This is a genomic window from Bacillus sp. B1-b2 (genome assembly GCF_009183415.1).
In the GTDB taxonomy this organism is placed as follows: Bacteria; Bacillota; Bacilli; order Bacillales; family Cytobacillaceae; genus Niallia.
On record NZ_WEHU01000035.1, the window covers coordinates 23,319 to 43,763 of the forward strand.

18 protein-coding genes and 1 riboswitch are annotated in these 20,445 nt (G+C 34.0%); of the genes, 6 read left to right on the plus strand and 12 right to left on the minus strand.

The genetic code is table 11. The annotated features are described in order from the left end of the window. Positions 1-81: 81 nt before the first annotated feature. Positions 82-966, plus strand: a complete 885-nt coding sequence (locus tag F9279_RS21850) for a MurR/RpiR family transcriptional regulator (RefSeq protein ID WP_152116288.1) — start codon at positions 82-84, stop codon at positions 964-966. 352 nt (positions 967-1,318) lie between these two features. Further along, positions 1,319-2,701 carry a 6-phospho-beta-glucosidase gene (locus F9279_RS21855; RefSeq protein ID WP_152116289.1) on the plus strand — a complete coding sequence of 461 codons (1,383 nt, stop codon included), beginning with the start codon at positions 1,319-1,321 and terminating at the stop codon, positions 2,699-2,701. 95 nt (positions 2,702-2,796) lie between these two features. On the opposite strand, the gene F9279_RS21860 is transcribed toward F9279_RS21855, so the two are convergent. The 3 genes from F9279_RS21860 to F9279_RS21870 all read right to left on the minus strand — a co-directional run bounded on the left by F9279_RS21860 (position 2,797) and on the right by F9279_RS21870 (position 5,429). After that, positions 2,797-3,576, minus strand: coding sequence for an alpha/beta fold hydrolase (locus F9279_RS21860; RefSeq protein WP_152116290.1), 780 nt, complete (start codon positions 3,574-3,576; stop codon positions 2,797-2,799). Positions 3,577-3,674: 98 nt separating this feature from the next. Further along, positions 3,675-4,517: a hypothetical protein gene (locus tag F9279_RS21865; RefSeq protein WP_152116291.1), complete on the minus strand. Its 843-nt coding sequence runs from the start codon at positions 4,515-4,517 to the stop codon at positions 3,675-3,677. Positions 4,518-4,718: 201 nt separating this feature from the next. Further along, the gene (locus F9279_RS21870) at positions 4,719-5,429 is read right to left on the minus strand and encodes a YceI family protein (RefSeq protein ID WP_226793818.1); all 711 of its coding nucleotides are present in this window, start codon (positions 5,427-5,429) and stop codon (positions 4,719-4,721) included. Between the two features lie 243 nt (positions 5,430-5,672). Between F9279_RS21870 and F9279_RS21875 the strand changes: the two genes are divergently transcribed. Both F9279_RS21875 and F9279_RS21880 read left to right on the plus strand, forming a co-directional pair. Beyond that, a complete protein-coding gene (locus F9279_RS21875) occupies positions 5,673-6,368 on the plus strand; it encodes a response regulator transcription factor (protein WP_152116292.1) in 696 nt (231 codons plus the stop codon). Further along, positions 6,349-7,581 (plus strand): sensor histidine kinase, encoded by a 1,233-nt coding sequence (locus F9279_RS21880; protein ID WP_152116293.1) that lies wholly within the window; start codon positions 6,349-6,351, stop codon positions 7,579-7,581. The genes F9279_RS21875 and F9279_RS21880 overlap by 20 nt, the downstream gene beginning before the upstream one ends. A 640-nt stretch (positions 7,582-8,221) precedes the next feature. On the opposite strand, the gene F9279_RS21885 is transcribed toward F9279_RS21880, so the two are convergent. From F9279_RS21885 to F9279_RS21900, 4 genes are all read right to left on the minus strand, one after another. Beyond that, positions 8,222-9,403: a methyl-accepting chemotaxis protein gene (locus tag F9279_RS21885; RefSeq protein WP_152116294.1), complete on the minus strand. Its 1,182-nt coding sequence runs from the start codon at positions 9,401-9,403 to the stop codon at positions 8,222-8,224. A gap of 38 nt (positions 9,404-9,441) precedes the next feature. Beyond that, positions 9,442-10,152 (minus strand): hypothetical protein, encoded by a 711-nt coding sequence (locus F9279_RS21890; protein ID WP_152116295.1) that lies wholly within the window; start codon positions 10,150-10,152, stop codon positions 9,442-9,444. Between the two features lie 57 nt (positions 10,153-10,209). Beyond that, a complete protein-coding gene (locus tag F9279_RS21895) occupies positions 10,210-10,578 on the minus strand; it encodes a hypothetical protein (protein ID WP_152116296.1) in 369 nt (122 codons plus the stop codon). Between the two features lie 120 nt (positions 10,579-10,698). Next, positions 10,699-10,784, minus strand: a riboswitch (cyclic di-GMP riboswitch). A gap of 231 nt (positions 10,785-11,015) precedes the next feature. After that, positions 11,016-12,218, minus strand: coding sequence for a DUF418 domain-containing protein (locus F9279_RS21900; protein WP_152116297.1), 1,203 nt, complete (start codon positions 12,216-12,218; stop codon positions 11,016-11,018). 153 nt (positions 12,219-12,371) lie between these two features. On the opposite strand from F9279_RS21900, the gene F9279_RS21905 reads away from it, so the two are divergent. Both F9279_RS21905 and F9279_RS21910 read left to right on the plus strand, forming a co-directional pair. Then, positions 12,372-13,097, plus strand: coding sequence for a response regulator transcription factor (locus F9279_RS21905; RefSeq protein ID WP_152116298.1), 726 nt, complete (start codon positions 12,372-12,374; stop codon positions 13,095-13,097). Next, positions 13,084-14,808 carry a sensor histidine kinase gene (locus tag F9279_RS21910; RefSeq protein ID WP_152116299.1) on the plus strand — a complete coding sequence of 575 codons (1,725 nt, stop codon included), beginning with the start codon at positions 13,084-13,086 and terminating at the stop codon, positions 14,806-14,808. The genes F9279_RS21905 and F9279_RS21910 overlap by 14 nt, the downstream gene beginning before the upstream one ends. A 66-nt stretch (positions 14,809-14,874) precedes the next feature. Here F9279_RS21910 and F9279_RS21915 read toward each other — a convergent pair whose 3' ends face one another. From F9279_RS21915 to F9279_RS21935, 5 genes are all read right to left on the minus strand, one after another. Next, positions 14,875-16,170, minus strand: a complete 1,296-nt coding sequence (locus tag F9279_RS21915; protein WP_152116300.1) for a PTS sugar transporter subunit IIC — start codon at positions 16,168-16,170, stop codon at positions 14,875-14,877. A 13-nt stretch (positions 16,171-16,183) separates the two neighbouring features. Further along, complete coding sequence (locus tag F9279_RS21920; protein ID WP_152116301.1) at positions 16,184-16,489, minus strand: PTS sugar transporter subunit IIB; 306 nt, start codon at positions 16,487-16,489, stop codon at positions 16,184-16,186. A 13-nt stretch (positions 16,490-16,502) separates the two neighbouring features. Then, positions 16,503-16,820 carry a PTS lactose/cellobiose transporter subunit IIA gene (locus F9279_RS21925; RefSeq protein ID WP_413463238.1) on the minus strand — a complete coding sequence of 106 codons (318 nt, stop codon included), beginning with the start codon at positions 16,818-16,820 and terminating at the stop codon, positions 16,503-16,505. Positions 16,821-16,827: 7 nt separating this feature from the next. Beyond that, positions 16,828-18,735 (minus strand): BglG family transcription antiterminator, encoded by a 1,908-nt coding sequence (locus tag F9279_RS21930; protein WP_193224669.1) that lies wholly within the window; start codon positions 18,733-18,735, stop codon positions 16,828-16,830. 211 nt (positions 18,736-18,946) lie between these two features. Next, positions 18,947-20,209, minus strand: a complete 1,263-nt coding sequence (locus F9279_RS21935) for a bifunctional diguanylate cyclase/phosphodiesterase (protein WP_152116304.1) — start codon at positions 20,207-20,209, stop codon at positions 18,947-18,949. Between the last annotated feature and the right edge of the window lie 236 nt (positions 20,210-20,445).

Here is a 20,445-nt window from a genome sequence, read left to right on the forward strand (position 1 = left end):
TGTAGTATAAAATAAGGGAAAATTTAGTGAAAAATTGATAGTGAGACAGCCATAACGGTGATTTAGTAGAGGTGAACTTACATGTTACTAACAGAAAAAATGAAGGAAGATATATTTTCTTCTTCTGAAAAAGCCATCATTGAATACTTATTCGAACAGAGAGAAAATATTAAAGATAAAACAACCAAACAGATATCTAATGATACATACACTCACCCATCTATCTTAATTAGAATTGCAAAAAAGCTTGGATACAAAGGGTGGTTAGAATTAAAAGAAAAATTTCTTGCTGAGATAGAATATATTAATAGTCATTTTTCATCAATTGATGCAAATTATCCATTTGAAGAACAGGATAATATTATGACTGTTGCTAATAAAATGGCTTTACTGAATCAGACCACCATTAGTGATACTTTATCTTTAATTAATAATGATGACTTACAAAAGGCAACGAATATGTTACAGAAAGCGGAGCATATTAAAATATTTTCCATGAACCACAATTTATTGATTTGTCATGATTTTAAATTAAAAATGAATCGAATTGGAAAGTATGTTACCCTTTGTGAAGTGGATCCCCATTTTGATGCTGTAAACTCCAATCAGAATACATGTGCCATTATTATTTCTTACAGTGGAGAAACCGAGACCATCATTCGTCTAATACCTTTTTTAAAGAAAAATAAGATACCTATTATTGCGATGACAAGTATAGGCGAAAACACCATTACAAAATTTGCAGATTGCATCTTGCGCATTACAACAAGAGAAAAACTATATTCGAAAATTGCCCAATTCAGTACCAATAATTCTATTTGCTTTTTATTAGATGTTCTATACTCTTGCGTATTCTCCCAAGATTATGATAACAACCTAAAATATAAAACGAAGTACTCCAAGTTTTTTGATCATCGAAAAACTTCCAATGTTGTTATGCAAGAAGAAGAACAAGAGAACATATGAATACAGAATGTAGAAGATGAGAAGAGAAGTTTATCTACTTCTCTTTTTTTATGCACAGCTTTTCCATCACATACTGTATTAGCGATATTTGTAAACAATATTTACAAATTTTCACTGAAATAGCAAACGAATTTGTAAATAGAAAACGTTTTCCACTCTTGTGTATTGAATATTTTTTTCTTTGTTTTATACTGATTATGTAAGACATAGAGAGAAAAATCTTCATAAATCTTCTTTTTAACTTCTTAATAAAAAATTTACATTCACGTTCATATTTTTGTAAAAAAATATTAGTGATACTCTCCCTTTTCCTTAGGGAATTCTAAATATTAATAGAATAGGAGCAGATAACATGACTCAAGGTGTAAAAATTGTAACTATCGGTGGAGGTAGCAGCTACACTCCTGAATTAATGGAAGGTTTTATTAAAAGATATGATGAATTACCAATAAGAGAAATGTGGTTAGTTGATATTGAAGAAGGAAAGGATAAGCTCGAAACAGTTGGGACTATGGCTCAAAGAATGTGGGATGCTTCTCCTTATGACGTAAAAGTTCATTTAACACTAGATCGTCGTGAAGCTTTAAAGGATGCTGACTTTGTTACTACTCAATTTCGAATCGGTCTATTAGATGCTAGAATTAAGGATGAGAGAATTCCGTTATCTTATGGAATGGTAGGTCAAGAAACAAATGGTGCTGGAGGTATCTTAAAAGCATTCCGAACTATTCCTGTTATTTTAAGTATTGTAGAGGATATGAAAGAACTATGCCCTAATGCTTGGCTAATTAATTTCACTAATCCAAGTGGAATGGTTACAGACGCTATTATCCGCTATGGTAAATGGGAAAGAGTTATCGGTTTATGTAATGTTCCAGTAAATGCTATGATGGCTGAGCCGGAATTAATTGATAAAACATTAGATGAGCTTATATACTCTTTTGCTGGCTTAAACCATTTCCACTGGCATAAAGTACAGGACTTAAAAGGCAATGATGTAACTTCAGAAATTATCGATAAATTATATGATGGAGAATCTGGTATTCCTACTAATATCCATGATATCCCTTTCTACAAAGAACAATTAAAACGAATGAATATGATTCCTTGCGGATATCACCGTTATTACTATAGATCAGAAGAAATGTTAGAGCATATGTTAGAAGAATATAACGATCCTAATAAAGGCACAAGAGCTCAACAAGTAAAACAAACAGAGTCAGAGCTGTTTGAACTGTACAAAGATCCTAACTTAGATCATAAACCAGAACAACTATCTAAGCGCGGTGGAGCTCATTATTCAGATGCTGCTTGTGAGACTATTGCTTCTATCTATGCGAATAAAAATACACATATCGTTGTTTCTACTAAGAATAATGGGGCAATCCCAGATTTAGCTCCAGATGATGTAGTAGAAGTATCAGCATATATCGGCTCTGCTGGAGCAAGACCAATTGCATTTGGATCTTTCCATCCTGCTGAAAGAGGTTGGTTACAAGTAATGAAGAATATGGAGTTATGTGTAGAAGAAGCTGCCGTGACTGGTGATTATGGATTAGCACTACAAGCCTTTACCATTAACCCATTAATCCCTAGTGGAGATACGGCAAGAAAAGTACTAGATGAACTATTAGTTGCACATAAAAAGCATTTACCTCAATTTGCAGAGAAAATTGCAGAATTAGAAGCTAACGGGGTTACAGTTAAAGATGAGATTTCTAGAGATCTAAACTAAGGAAAATAGTATAAGGATTCCCTCCCTAGCATACTAAAATCCACCTGTATTTGACAGGTGGATTTTCGTTTTTCTATTAACTAGCAGGCACGCTACTAAACATACTGACATATCACTTGATTAAATCTCTCCCTTTCATCCCAGAAAGATCCGTGACCACTATAGTGAAAAGGAATTAATTGTGAATGCTGTATTTTCTTATTCATATCTTCTGCTTGCGAAAAAGGTATCACCTTATCATGAACTCCATGAATAATGAGTGTAGGAGCCATAATACTAGAAAAATCCGGATTTAAGTTAAATTCCTTTAACAAGGTAATAATCGCTGCAGTTGACCACCCTGCTGCTTCTAACCCCATCTGCATAAACCAATCAGAAAAAGGACGAGTTACATATTGAAAGAAGAAACTATCCATTACATTTTGCATCATCTTAGGACGATCATTTAAGGAGTCCATTAGAAAGGTGTGTGCTGTTTCCGCTGTAAACCCTGTCGGCGCAGCAGCATCTACAAGAATAAGCTTTGAAACTCCATAACTATTATGTCTGGACATATAACGAATTGCTATTGCACCACCAGTAGAATGACCTAATAGGGAAAAATTAGTCAGCTGAAGTTTATCTACTACCATGCGAATATCATCCGCTAACCTACTTAACGTATATCCACCAAAAGGCTTATCAGAATTCCCAAAACCTCTCCAATCAATACCAATACAACGATATCCCTTTGCCGGAAGAATATTGAATTGATATTCAAACTGTTTATGACTTAATGGCCAACCATGTAAAAACACAATTGTTTTACTACCGCTAGGATTAAGATCCTCTACATAAAGATCAACACCAGTATCTACCGAAATATAATATCCCATAAAACGCCTCCCTCATTATATAGTCTTCATAGGATATTTATTTTGTTCATCCTAGGTGTATACCTAGTAGTCAGTAATTTTATATATATTGACCTTTTTTATGTAGGAGGAGTGGCAAGCTTCATAAGATAAGAGTATGCATATTGAGTCCATACTAGCAATATGGTTGCCAGTGAAACGTACAGAATGGTATATATCCAAAATGGAATATTAACAACAAGTACCCCAAAGTGATATAAGGGCAAATCCAAAACAAATATCATAATAGGAGCCAGCATACGCCATCTAAACTTATTAAAGTTCACAAGACATACGACATATATCAATCCTTTTATAAAGCCTAGGCTTGCAGAAAGAAAAATATCATCATGGTATATATCTTCAAAAAAACCATATTCATAATGACGAATATTAACAACGGACATTATATACATAACTGTACCAGCGCAGCACCAGATATGCATCCAAAGCATGATAAAACGAGCCCAACTGCTACCTCTCTGTAGTACCCGCATAAAGAACTTACACAAAAAGATGAAAAGGATAACAGCAATGAAAGTAAATTCACTTCTCCACCAGTTTGTGTAGTAAATATTCATTGCTTCAAAAGCAAGTTCTACTCCTACTAGTGTTATGGCAAAGAGAATAATCCACTTAAGTCGTAATTTATAGTAAGCAGCAAAAACTCCTAATGCAGGAAGAATAAATAGGTTGGAGACAATGGCACCTAATATATTGTCATAATATGGGACGGACAAAATTTCAGGTTTATAATAATAACAATTTCCTATTACCATCACAAAGAATTCCGCTACATACACCATTCCTGAAAAAGAAATTAATAGCACAAAAACGCCAAACTGTCGTTGGTTTATGATTGTATATGTGAGTATGAATATACTCACAAGTATAAGAATTAAATATGGCAAATAGTTAGGCATGTATAATGAGCATCCTTTTTTGCTTAGCTTATCCCAAAACTCAGTGGATATATGCAAATCATTTTGATTTTTTTCATAGCTCATTTCTATGACTACATTTTACTAAAAAGAAAAAAACCACCTAGACAACAAAGGTGATTTTATTACTACCCCTTGTTATTTATAAAACAAGTAACTCAAGGATAGACTTTTCTTTCTGTTTTATGCCTTTTCTAAAACAAGTTCTAGTTGAACAGTAAGGTCATTTTCTGTTTCTAGAGCAACGGAGTGTGGATTTTCCATTCCAAAGTCAGCAAAGGTTACCACTGTAGTGCCTGATAATAATAGTTGTCCATTTTGATATACTGCTTCTGATTCAAATTGAACATCCTTTTCCATCCCCTTAATCGTTAGGGTTCCATCTATTGTTATAGGAACTACACTTCCCTCCGTCCATTCTGCTGATAATTCTGAAAAAGATGTTGTTGTAAAGGTAGCCTCTGGATACTCTGTAACATCCAGGTATTCTGCTCCTTCTTTTACATGATCATCTCTTTGGCTATTTCCCGAATCTAATGCAGTCATATCTACAATACCTTCACCAGTCATAGAAGTTGGGTTATTAACATCTACTGTCCAATTACCTGTTACCTCTTCATTCACAAAGTTAACTGTTTCCTTTGATGTTGTTACAGACCAATAGACACTTGATTCATTAGCTATTTCCCAGTTCCCATTAAGATCATCAACTGCTACAGGCTCCCCACTCGAATCATTATTATTAGAACCTGATGAAGATACTTCTTCGGTTTGATCAATTACTGAATTAATTTCCACATTATTTCCCATATAATCACCAAGGAAGACATATCCACCTACTCCAATTAATACGGCAACAACAGCTGCTAGTGAGATTATATATTTTTTCTTCAAATGTATACGCTCCTTTATATTGTTATTTTTCTATCAAATTTTCAACTAAACATACGCTTATATATAAGACAACTGAAACAACAACCTCCTATCTTCTCCTTCCTTTTGTTAAAAACATCTTATAAACCGAACCTTAAATGAATCTTAAATGAGAATGAATAATAGAATATTTTCAAATAAAAGTGATATGATTAACAAAAATGAAACAAATAACCACTATTTGTAATGATAAGGAGAGGCATAATGAGGATTTTAATAGTAGAGGATGAAATGGGGCTTGCAGAAGCATTAGCTCAAATACTAATGAAAAACCATTATTACGTTGACATAGTAAATGACGGAGAAACTGGGTTGGACTATATCCTCACTGGCATTTATGACCTACTTCTTCTCGACATTATGCTACCTGAAATAGACGGAATAACAATTTTACGAGCAATTCGTGAAAAAGGCATTGCAACACCTGTAATTCTCCTTTCTGCAAAAGGTGACATTTCTGACAAAGTATCTGGTCTTGATAATGGAGCAGATGATTATATGGCCAAACCCTTTTCTACAGACGAGCTCTTAGCAAGAATTAGAGCAGCTTTAAGGCGAAATAATGAAGTAGTTCCAGATGATTCCTTAAAATTCGGTGATTTAGAGTTAACCATGTCTACTCTTATGCTTTCATGTAAAGAGAAAGAATTGAAGCTAATACTAAAAGAAGGCAAACTATTAGAGCTACTACTCATTAGAAAAAACACGGTAACATCTAAAGAACAAATTATTGAAAAATTATGGGGACTTGACTCAGACGTTGAGCATAATAATGTAGAAGTATATATTTCTTTTTTAAGAAAAAAACTAGTATTCTTACATTCAACTGTTCAAATTAAAACAATTAGAGGGGTTGGTTACATGGTGGAGGTGATATCAGATGTTCACCAAACTTCGTAATCGATTATTGATTATTAATATGGCTACTATTCTTTTTATTATGATAGTAGCATTTGTTTCTATCTATTTTATCACTTGTCAAAAAGTAGAAAGTGACATTGATATTAATCTTGAAATAGTATCGGATTATTATCACAAGAAAGAAAAACAATCACCACCCAAAGATTCCCAGAGTAAAGGTTACACCAAGGATGAACTATTACCATGCTTTGCATTAAGAACAGATTTACAATGGAATATATTATCTACAGAATCCAAGTTAGATCTAGATCATACATTCTTTGAACTTGTTGTAGATGACATTTCTAGTACTAATTCCTTACATGGACGGCTAAAACTAGATGATATTAACTGGGCTTATAAGGTTGAGCAGAATTCATCTGGTTATTCTATTTATGCTCTTGACGTCACTTCCGAATTGAAAGTAGTGAATAATCTTCTTTATGCTTTTGTCATTGTTGGAATAATTATGTTAATACTCATCTTCTTCCTAACAAAACTTCTAGCAAATCGTTATATTAAACCAGTCAAGGAAGCGTTTGAGAAGCAAAAACAATTTATTTCTGACGCCTCTCATGAATTAAAGACACCACTATCTGTTATCCATACAAACACAGATGTACTCTTAAGTAATAAAGAAGATTTAATTGTTAACCAATTAAAATGGGTGGAACATATAAAAACAGAAACAGAAAGAATGAAATTACTTACAAACGATTTACTTTATCTTGCTGAAATGGACGATAAACATACAGATATTATCTTTGCTCCTTTTAATATTAGCCATGCAGTAGAAAGCGTTATTCTCACAATGGAAGGAGTCATTTATGAAAAGCAAGTAAATCTTGACTATCAGATTGAACCCAACATAACTACCACTGGTAATGTAGAGCAGATGAAGCAATTAGTCATGATTTTGCTTGATAACGCCATTAAATATACTAATACTCAAGGCTTAATAACATTAGAATTAAGAAAACGACATAACGAGGTAATACTAGAGATAACTAATACCGGAACAGGGATATCTAAAGAACATCTGGAAAAAATATTTGATCGTTTCTATCGAAATGATCCATCCCGATCTCGTAAGTATGGTGGCTATGGTCTAGGACTTTCTATTGCAAAATCAATTGTAGAAAAGCATAAAGGGAAAATTAGTGTGAAGAGTAATCCTAATGAAATGACTACTTTTACGGTGAGATTTGGATAAACATTCACCCTTATCTACTTATTAATTCCTTTTACTTTTTTATGGAATATTCTGTATTATATAAATAATATTTAAGTACGATGAAGAGAAGATCCGTTTGGTGAAAAGGAGTAAGATGCTTTATTGAAGCAAGCCTCAGAGTATCCAATTGGAACCTATTAGGAGATAGTTGGACGGGAGCTCCCGTTATAGAGCTTGGGTATAGTATTTGTACCTGATAATACGGGGGGGGGGTTGCTTACCTTTACTCAAAACAATATACCAAGTAAGTAGCATGGGACGGGTCATAAGCGTATATGATCTCGTTCAATCTATTCTATTAAACATTCTGACTAGTATAATGGGGGTTGCTGCTCAAGTTATTCCAATTCAGACAGAAGTAATTATAGGAATTATCTTAATGGTAGTGCTATCATTCCTGTTATGTATCCTTTCATTGATACCAACTAAAAAAGAACTATTAGAATAATATGTCTAATAATAAATGAATATATTAGCATAAAGGAAAGTCCTTACATGAGGGTAAACGAAAAGCTTCTCAGAGTTTCTACTACTCTTGAGAAGCTTTTGTTTTGTTTCATACTCTATTTGAAACACAAAGTGAATCACCAAAATATATTGTATTTCAACCTAAAAATCTTTATTTATTATCTTCTTTTGCTACACTAGCCTCTTCTTCCACACCATGATTCCAAACTAGTAACAATTTATCTACATCATTCTTTAAATCTACAAGCTTATTTGCTTCTTGAACAAGAATGTTCATCATATTTAGTTCATCATCACTAATTTCAATAAGCTCTTCAAACATTTCCACTGATTCTCGCGAAATAGCAGCTATCTCTTTAATGGTTGACATAATAACTTGAGAGCTTGATGATAATTCTTCTGAACTTGCAGAAGAATTTGCGTTATTTTCAGCAATAATCTCCGTTGTAGATAGAATTTTCTCAAACATACTTCCTACTTCTACAATGGTAGCATTGGTATCTGCAAATTCTTCTGTTCCCTGTTTCATAGAACTTACAACTACATCGGTTTCTTCTTGAATATTTTTCACAATATTCGACACTTCTGAAGAAGATTGACGTGATTGTTCTGCTAATTTTCTAACCTCATCTGCAACAACAGCAAATCCTTTTCCATGCTCTCCTGCACGAGCAGCCTCAATTGCTGCATTTAATGCAAGTAGGTTAATTTGCTCCGAAATTCCTGTAATGACTTTAACGATGGTTCCAATTTCTTGAGACTTCTCGCCAAGCTTCATAATGGAATTATTGGTTGTGTTAATGGTTTGATTAAACTTCTCCATCTTCTCTAGGGAGTCCTTCAACTTGTCGTTGCCTTCTTGTGTTAATTCTAATGTTGTATTAGACTGCTCCGAAATTTGGTTTGATCGGATAGATAAATCCTCAATTGCTTTAGACATATCTTCCATCGAAAAAGAGCTTTCTTCCGTTGCTATTAATTGCTTCTGTAAGCCTCTGCCTACCTCGTCAATTGCAGCTCTTACGATATCCGCTTTCTCAGATACATACTCTCCGCTATCAGAAAGATTGCCACCTGCTTCATGTACATGCTTTGCAAATGTATTAAATTTCTCTCTAACATTACTTACATATCCAATAAGCTGATTGAACGCAGCATGATCTGCATTTCTTTCTTCCACTTCTCCTACAATATTCCCTGCCGATAATTCCTTCATTCCATTTAATATTTCATTATTAATATGAGAGCGTTTTTTAAGTGAAAAATATCGTATAGCAAAAAATACGGTCGATCCTAATAGAATCACAATTAAACCTAGCAATATAGCTTCCATGATAAACTTATCTCCTACCTCTAATTTTTATTGAGTTTTTAAAGTTCTTTTATAATGATATATGTTCCATCTGCTAAACTTGAGGAAATACCATTTAACTTACTATTATCCTGATATTTATGAACAATGAAATTACCATCTAAATCCACATATTTATTCATACCATGGTATTTTTCCATTACGCGCATAGATTTTGGATTAGTTGCTTCTCCAACTACAGCCTTTAATCCATCGGCAGTAGCTTTCAAGATAAGCAGACTTCCTAATTCCTTAATAATTTCATGACGTTCTTGATCAGCAATAACACCTAACATGAAAAGGTGTAGGATTTCTCCATTTTCCAGTTCTTTTTCATTTCGTTTTTGATAGTCTTCTAAGAAGCGTTTATCCACATCTTCTAAAACATGTAAAATCACATTCATATCAGAGAAAGACCCTTCAAAAACATCTTCTCCAATAATTTCTGGAGCATTGGTATCACCAGCTAGTACACCTACAACCTTATCATTAGAATCTATCGCCACTGCACAGTACCCTTGCTCCACTGTAGCTTCTAAATAATCCTTTGTAAAATGGTAAAAATCTTCATATTGGATATTTAATAAGCCAACCATTGGCTCTTGAACCCATTTCCCTGATACATCCACACCAATAAAAGTACGAGCCAAACATTCAGCTGCTTTCTCTAATAATTCTATTTGTTCTTTATTTATAATTTCATATGTGTATAACTCTAGCGTATCCTTCACTTGTTATCATCCTTCCAAATTATAAATTTCAGTATCTATGCTTTCTCCAAAAGGACTTTACATAGAATGGTTAACTCGATCAATAAAGGTACCAGTGAACTCGATTCTTTCTAAGGCATTTCTAATTTGAACTTGAGCAATTTTAGAAGATGGCTTTACTACAAGAACGTCCTTAAAACCTAGTGTAGAATAAAATTGCATGGTTTGCTCTAATTGTGGAACTACTTTTGAAGGTACTGGTGTTTGGTGAGTACCATCAACAACAAATGTATAATCTTGTCTATTAACCTTATTAATTGTTTCTTGTAAGTCCACCATATATCCTTCTGCATCTTCTGCCCTCATTAAACCATGTACTTGAACCTGCACTTCTTTTGCATTTTCATTGATGGCCATTTTATACTTCTTTTTATCTACTACTATCATCCCTAGTCTCCCTCTCTCAAAGCTTCTATACTAAATCTGTGATGTTTTGTACGTTTTTTCTTGGAGCCAAAATAAAAAGCTATCCTACATATGGATAGCCAAATAACACTGATTGTGGTTGTTGGCAACCCGACTATCATATCCAAATGGATTTTAGACTCGTAGCTTTGCGTCCTTACCTTTCGATAAGTTTGCCTTTTTCATATAGTTGAAAAAATAGTACTAATCTCCTGATGATATCGTACTATATTATTATAGAGAAGATGTCATTTTTTGTCGATAGCTGTTGAGTTTCTTCAAAAATTTGGATAATTATATTTCATAGATTAAGGATGGATGATTCGTATCTTAACTTTCCATACAAATGAGTCTTGAAAGTTATTTTTAATAGGAAATAAAAGGAAACTGCCCATTTTAGACAATTCCCTTTTAAGTGTTTATCCAACTTTCTTATCTATCTTTTCACGTGGTGACAAGTAACCTGTTCCAGCACCCCACTTTAAATATGTCCAAACACGCAAAACTTTCTCAAATGGTCCTGTTTTAAAAAACTTTAGATAAAAGATACTTCCAACTAATTGAGCACTATAAACGAGTATCGTTAAACCGATCCCTGCGAGAACACCTAGTTTTCCGAATAAGCCTATTCCATATCCGTAAAATATCGAGGTACAAATAATAGTTTGTAATAAATAATTTGTTAAAGATAATCTTCCGACAGAGATAAAACCTTGAACCAAAGAGTTTTCTTTGTTTTGTAGCAATAGAGAGAACAGAAAGATATATCCAAAAGCAAGTACTGGCCCTCCCAATGCATATCCAACACCACTTATGCCAAGGCTCGGAAGTAGAAAAGGCATCATCTTAAGAACAATCCCACTAACTATAAAAATCAGCCCTAAGTTTTTCCACTTCTTCGAGTAAGAAGCCTCTCTTATTTTAGTAAACCACTTTTGCTTCGCTGCAATCATACCAAATAAGAACATTGGTAATGTTACAAATGGTGTAAGGATAAGTATAAATAGCATTGCTCCTTCTGTCATTAGCTCTGTTAGAGGATCTTCGTTCATTCGGTGCGATAATATTTCTGTGTAAGAGCCATTTTGGTAAACATCAAGAGTAGTTGTAACATAATCAGCCATAACACTTTTCTCTTCTTGTGTAGTAGCTACATCTAATGGTCCATAGCTTAGAATACTTATAAAAGAAATTAAAATGATTCCCCATATATAAAGTGTTTTAACTTTTCGGTTTAGATATAAAAGTAAAACAAAACCTGTCATACCATAAGCAGTTAGGATGTCTCCTTCCCAAAGAAGGGTACTATGTAAAATTCCTAATATTAGCAACAGCAAAAAACGCCTTGCTAAGTAACGCTTAACTGGTAAACCCTTATTTTCTAAACTCTCTTTCATTTTTATCATTCCATAACCAAACAAAAACGCAAAGATTGGCATAAAACTCGATTCAATTAATACTTTTAACACGATATGTGTTATATGATCGAAGTTGGATATAGAATAATGAGCCATTTCATCTTTTCCATATATACCATATTGAAAAATCAACATGTTTGCTGCCAGAATCCCAAACAAGCTTAAGCCCCTTAGAGCATCTACCACAACAACCCTATTATTCATAAACTATCTTACCCCTTTGTTCTAATATATTTTCACTTTACACTATTCAGCTTACTGTAGAACATTTCTTTATTTACCAATAGATTACAATTTTTACAGATTGGTAAGGTTAAAGTAAGGTAGCTATGTTAGGATAGTTGAGAGGTGAATTTAATGGTAAATTTAAACATCTTATTAGTAGATGATGAACGCTCCATTGTTTCCATGATGGAAACAGTATTAAAAAAAGAAGGCTATAAAAATATAAAAACAGCACAGACGGTGAAACAGACACTCGAACTAATAGAGACTCATCCATTTGATTTTATTATCCTTGATGTGATGCTCCCAGATGGCAGTGGTTTTGATTTAGGACCCAAAATCCGTGAAAAAGGAAATGCTTATATTTTATATTTAACAGCACGAACGACTGATTTTGATGTATTGACTGGCTTTGCAATGGGTGGGGATGATTATGTTACCAAACCATTTAATCCACTTGAAATTGTAGCAAGAATAAAAGCTGTTCAGAGAAGAAATGCGGTATCTTCTAGTAACACAGAAAGTAAACTGCAGCCTTTTATTTATGATTTTGGTTATTTCCAAGTTAATGAAGTAACAAAGGAATTGAAAGTGAATGGGAAGGTAATAAATTGTCCAGCACTTGTCTTTCGATTACTAGTCTATTTATGCAAACACCCAAATCATGTTTTTACAAAAAGTGATTTATTTGAAGCCGTTTGGGGCATAGATCACATCGTTGATGATAATACCATTATGGTGCATATTAGACGACTACGGGAACGAATTGAGCCTGATCCTAGCAATCCTCAGTTTCTTGTTACAGTTAGAGGCTTGGGTTACAAGCTAGTGATGGAGGAAAGTCATGAAATCCATTAAGCGGAGAATCGCATTTCACTTTTCGCTACAATTCATCTTTATGGTCTTGCTAGTGACAACCGTTTTGTTAGCTACCATATTTTTTCTATTTAGAATGGAAGCAAACAAAGAAGTTAACCATACATATCCTAATGGGTTTTTAGAAGCAATTGCAACGGAAACAATGGTAGAAGAGTCTCATACTAAAGTTCGGCAATATTGGATTGATTCCTTAAAAGAAAGAAAAATGTGGCTACAAATTGTCAATAAACATGGTGAAGTCATACATAAAATAAATGTGCCTTCACAAATTCCTAACCATTATTCTATTAATCAAATTATGGAAATAGAGGATAAACAGAAGTATGGAAACTACGATATTGCTACATATTTCGATTCCTTTTATAAGAATCGCCCTTATTACTTTATTCTTGGATATCAAGATGAGATACAGAAACAATTAGTGGAATGGTATGAACAATACAATCATAATGGTCTCATCCAAGAGGAAGATGCGACTAATCTAACCAAGCAGTTAGAACAACTAGATGGATATTTTTTAGACATTATTAATAGTGATGGAAAAGTGATAAGACGAATAGGGGAGAGTACACAGCCTTTGCAATATAATGAGCTGCTCATTACAGCTCAGTTGAAGGAACCCTATAGTTATGGAGATTACATACATGTAAAACAAGCTGGAAATACTACATGGATTTTGCATACTCCTTTTGAAAACGAGCAGCTAAGCTATACCATACTACAAGAAATCCTCATTGTGTTATCTGTAATAGGTGGAGTTATTTTATTTACGCTCATTCTACTCTCTGTTTGGCATGCTATTCGATATGGTCAACCACTATTATTATTTATTAGTTGGCTAGATAGAATGAGGAATGGTGAATACGATAAAGTTTTTACAGACAGAGAGAAAAAACAGCTATTCAATAAAAAGAATAAGATGAAAAGAAGATATCGACTATACAAAGAAGTCATTCAAGAGTTTTATGATATGGCAGAGCAACTAGCATCCTTGGAGAAAGAAAGGGCATTATTGGAACAAAGACGAGAAGAGTGGATGGCTGGTATTTCACACGATTTACGAACACCACTTTCTACCATACAAGGATACGGCCATTTATTAGAAAGCTCTCATTATAAATGGAATGAAGCAGAGCTAATGGATATTGGAGAAACCATTCGTAAAAAAAGTGATTATATGTTAGAACTTATTCAAGATTTCTCTCTCATCTCTCAACTCAAGCAAAAAGAGCTACCGATTGAGTTTTCTACCATTGATCTTCGTAGTGTTATCAAGAACTGTACAGAGAAATATATAGAATATAAACATATACAAGTACATATTCCAGACTTCCCTTTACCTATCAAAGGAAATGGGCAATGGCTGGAAAGATTATTAGATAATCTTATTATTAATGCTGTTAAACATAATCCTGAAGATACAAAGGTGACAATAAAAGCAACTATAGAGAAAATGGGAATTCTATTGATTGTAGAAGATGATGGAATTGGAATGGATGAGCTAACCAAGAAAAATCTTTTTACTCGCTATTACCGAGGTACACGAAGTGAAGAATGGACAGATGGAAGCGGGCTAGGAATGAGTATAGCAAATGCCATTGCACAAGCGCACCAAGGTATAATCCAAGTAGAGTCTGAGCCTAATCTAGGTACCTCTATTCAATTAATCTTTCCAATGGATAAGAGTTAATGTAAACCAAGCCTACTATATTTATAATACGGAAGAGGCTTAGAACACTAAGCCTCTTAACAGCTATTATTCAACAGCTTTTCTTTCCTCTTCCTCTAATTCTTGTTCATTCTTCCAAGCATCCTTATCGAGTGATCGGAAGAATGGAAAGTACATAATAAAGCTTATCACTACTAAAACTGCTTGTAGAGCTGCGACACGCCATCCACCTTCTAGAAATCCATTAATTAAAATTGGTGTTCCAAGTGGTGCGCCAATTCCGATTAACGGTGGTACTAAACCAATAGCCGTAGCAATCATGGCAATTCCTGTTACCACAATGGGAGCAAGCATAAATGGGATAAATAATTTAGGATTTAGCACCATTGGTGTACCAAAAATAACAGGTTCATTAATATTTGCTGCACTAGGTACAATGGCTAATTTTCCCAATGTTTTATACCGTTTAGATCTGGCTCTTACCATGGCAATAACCAAACCAATGGTTGCACCAGACCCACCTAATGCTGTATAAGTCATAAAGAACGATGAACCTGGAAATAAATGCGGAAGTGGCTCCCCTGCTTGGAATGCTGATAAATTTTCTAAATTTAATGCTGTCCAAATAGGTGCCATAACACCTATAGCAACCATCGCACCGTGAATACCGAAGAACCATAGCAAGCTTATGACTACAGTAATGATTAAATAAGCCCACCAACTACCACCTAAAGCCAATAATGGCACTTGTAAAACGGTATAAATAAATTCATGAATATTCCCATAAGAAGTTGCATTAAAAATCCCTCTAATTGCTAACACAAGAAAGATAATAATAAAGGCTGGTGTCATTGCAGCAAAAGATTTTGTTATTGTAGGAGGAACTCCTTTTGGCATTCGAACATAAAACCCTTTCTCCAGTATTAGTACATAGAGCCTTCCTACCCCAATTCCTATTAACATTGCTACAAATAATCCAGTGGATCCTAACCATTGAAAGCTTAGTGCACGCGTAGCACCATCATCTAACAGTCCAACAGGAGTTACTGCAAGGAAGCTCATTAATGCGATTAGCCCTGCTGAAAAACCATCTTGTTTAAATTGTGTAGCCATTGTATATCCAACACCAAACACCACATATAGAGATAAAATATCAATCGTAATCATAGGAGGAATAGATGTTAACGCTTTCAAATTTGTGGTTTCAAGAAAATTTTGATAGGCAGGTATATTAATAGTGTTAATTAAGGTAAAAATAGCTCCAACAAGAATGACGGATAATCCAGCAGCTAGCCCATTTGAGACGGTATTAACATACTTATTACGTTGAAGCACACCAGCAAAGTTCTGCACTCTTGTACGCCAAATTGAATTATTATCCATTGTTAATCCCCCCTTAACTAGTCATTAATTCAAGTGCTTTAGATAAAACTTTCTCTCCATCCATCATTCCATAATCCATCATATCAATGGTTGTAACAGGTATATCTGGCCCCACAATGTCTTTCACATCTCTTTCTTTATGACCCATTTGGGGACCTAGAATCACAATATCAGCAGGTAGGTTTTCTTGCACCTTTGATTCACCACAAGCATCAATTAATACTTCTAATCCCTTGGCTATTGCAGCATCCTTCATTCTCTCTACTAACATACTTGTTGAAAAACCACCAGCACATGCTAATAATATCTTCTTCGCCATCCTTATCCACTCCTTAACCGTTTTGTTGTTTCATATATTTAATCATTTCACATACAAGCTCTTTTACCGTAATGGCATTCATTAAATGATCTTGAGCATGAACCATCAGTAGACTTATTTCTACCTCTTCCCCTCTTATCTCACTTTGAATTAAGCTAGTTTGCACATTATGTGCAAGATTTAGACTATCATTTGCATGTAATAAAATAGAATCAACTTTCTCCCAATTTCCTTCTCTTGCTTCTGCTAATGCTTTTAGATAATTAGCTCGTGCATCTCCACCTGTAGTAATAATCTGCATAATCTCTCTTTCATTCTTCAATGAACTCACTCCCTCTTCACAAAAGCACTTGTAACTCTAACATAAACTCTCTATAATTCTTAGCTTGAGTAAGTCTCTTCCTAAGGGAAGTGTTTTCAATTATTTGCAACAATAATCTACTTATCTCTCGATGTAAAAATAAATGACCTGCTCTTAAATTAATTAAAAATATTATTTCAATTCGTTTATCTTGCCACTCAATTGGTTTGTCTAAAATAGTAATACTAATACAATCCTTTAATCCCTCTAGCTTCATGGGGTGTGGGCCAGCTATACCATGATTATATACAGTGGAAAACTTATTCTCTCTTTCAAGTACCGATTCAACAAACCCTTCTATTGCAAAGCCTTTTTGAACCATTTCCTCTGACGATTTTCTTAATAGTTGCAAGTAATCCTTTTCCCTTGTAACTTTAAAAAGATTTTCCTTAAATAAATCCTTAACCATTGGAACAGTTAGTTGCTTAACAGAAATGCTTCTTTCCAAAGAAATCCTCTCTTTTATTCTTCTAATTTCTTCATCATCTAATAAATGTTTGATTTGAATAATAGGTACTCCTTCAAAACTCTCTTTTAGTGGGATGGTACTTAGAAACAATTCTGGTAATTGCTCTTTAAATTGTTGCAGATTGTTAGTGGATGTTGTCACAATATAAGCATTTCGAAATACGGATTCTAATTTTAGGCGAAGAAGTTGAGAGCTTCCACCACCTGTTTCACATATCACTGCAATTCTTTTATATCTTTCTAACGTCATTCTCTTTCTTCTCTCAAGATGTGCTGCAAAATGAATTGCTACATAACCAGCTTCATCTCTTGAAAGAATGAATCCATATTCTTTCTCAATCAGTTCACTGAATCGAAAGGCAATAACAAAGACATTTGCATATTTACTATAAATTTCATCAATTAATGGATTTTCTAACTGCATATTGTAATACAATCGTTTCATGAGTGGAAGCATATGGAGCAATAAATCATTGTGCAATACAGAATCTTTTACAAATTCAGTAAGAAACTCTTCATCTAATTCTCGTAGAATTGCTCTTAATTTCTCTGAGAATATTTCCTTCTCTTCTGGTTCTATGTTTTCTAAGGAAGTCTTACCAGCAATATGTGCCGCTAAAAACAAAACTTCTGATTTGGGTAGTGGAATATTATAATTTATACCGATCCAATCACTGATCCTCTCGGCTACTTGGATATAGATTTCTTCATGTTCGGATGGATATTGTTGTTCTGATGAAATGAAATTTTTTCTCCTAGCACGATAAACAAGAATCCTTATATGTCTCGCTATATTATCCAATGCTACTGCATTCACCATTAAATCAGCTGACAATAATCCTTCCTTCAGTAAATCTCGTAATTCTTCAAAAGGAAAGGTCTTCCTAAACTCATTAAATGCACTTGTCGGAAGCAGATAATCTTCTCTCCAAACCAACTTAGAAATAGCCCTTCTGTAATCTCCTTCTTCTCCTTGCACTCGAATTCCATAATGAGGTTTGCGTACTAATTTAAGATGGTATTCATAAAGTAATTCTTCTACTTGATTCAGGTCTTTTATAATCGTATTACGACTGATTTCTAAGCTTTCCGCAATAGTATCAATGGCAACAAACTCATTTGCTTGTAGAATATAGGCAAGAATCATATGTGTTCTTTGCTCACGGTTATAAATATCGCAACAACCATCAGAATCAACATTATATTTGTCATAGAGTGCTTGTGACTTCACGTGAAGAATATATCCTTTTCCTCGTACCATCTCAATGCCAAAACCATTCTTATTGCCTACTTCATTTGTATCGCGAACTAACTTACGAATGGAGCTCTCTGCCAACCCCATTTTTCCCATTAAAACATTTTTACTTATTGGTTGCTCAGTAGAATGAAGGAGTTGAATTAATTTTTTTATTCTCATGGCCCACCACCCAACTTTAGAATAACGTACCATTGTTACTTTTTTAAGAACAAAAAATACTAACACAAGTGATAAAAAAAGGATGAATCATTTTAATAGTATGCAAAGAACAAAAGGACAGACCCATTAATACAAAAAAGCCCCATACTTATAGATTAGAAAAGGAAATTACCCATCACAATCTATTAATAAAGGACTCTAATTAACCATACTATTCTCTTAAGAAATTATTTTTACCTTCTCGTTTTATCTGATACATCGCATTATCTGCTTTCTTCATTAATTCTGCTAGATTCAAACCATCATCTGGATAAACACTTATCCCTATACTTCCTGTTACATGTAGAGAATGACCTTGAAACAGAAAAGGTTCTTGGAAGGTCTTCACTATGCTATTTGCTTTTTCTAGTATTTCCGATTCCGTATGGATATTTTCAAGAATGATAATAAACTCATCACCACCATAACGACAAACAAACTCTGAATTTTCTACGCAGTTTCTCAGCTTATTAGCTGTTATAGCAAGTATTTGATCTCCAACTTCATGCCCTAGGTTATCATTAATTGTCTTAAAGTTATCTAAGTCCATAAACAATACTGCCACTTTGCTATCTTCGGAAAGATGATTTGTTATGGAAATCAATTTCTCTTGGAGAGATCTTCTATTTGGTAAGTTTGTTAATGTATCGTAATACGCTTGGTTATAAACTACTTTTTCCAATTCTTTTCTTTCTGTAATATCATGAGCAATGGTGGATATAAACTCGATAACACCATTGTCTGATTTATGAGCTACAATCATCTGTGAAACAGGAATTTCTTCTCCATCCTTTCTTTGAATGGTAGATTCCCCTTTCCAATGCCCCTTCTCTATAGCAATAGGAATTCCCTCTGTTTTAATGATGTCTGTTACCCACCTTAGGCTGGCTTCTTCCTTAAGTGTCTCTTCTTGAATGCCTAGCATTCTTCGAGCAGCAGGATTATAATATAAGCTCTTACCAGTAGTGTCTATTGTGGCAATAAAGTCAGGGGAAGCTTCTATGATATCTAACAGTTGTTGCTGTCTTCTCTCACTCTGTTTTCTTAACGTAATATCTCTGTCTATTCCTCTATAGCCAATACATCTCCCTTCATCATTTATGATAGGAGAACCACTAGTTTCTAATATTACTTCATACCCATCACGATGAAGGTTTATATTTTCTAGACTTTTAATGGGTAGTTTATTAGAAAGATGATACTCAAAAACGGGTGCTATACGTTTTGCTTCTTCTGGCTCCATTAAATCAAAAGGCGTCTTTCCTATAACTTCCGATGGAGGATATCCTAATATATCCAGAATTCTAGGACTAGCATATGTATATACACCATTTTCGTCCACTTCCCATATCCAATCACTTACATGCTCTACTAACATACGATATCTTTCCTCATCTGCCCGTATGCCCACATTATTATTGTCTCGGTCTTCCATAACGCACCATCCAAATAATTCAAATTAATGGGATAATTATACCAAATAGAGAAAGTCTAGTCTTCTGTTAATTACTACCTATAACCAAGGGTTAGAAATTTGATTTATCTATAACTCAACTTTCGCACCAGAAAAATAAGTGCTAATCGTTGGTTGTATTGTTTTTAAGGTCTATTAAATATATGGCTTGACAATGTTATTAAAAAATGAAAAAACACCTCGATCTTTGGTATAGT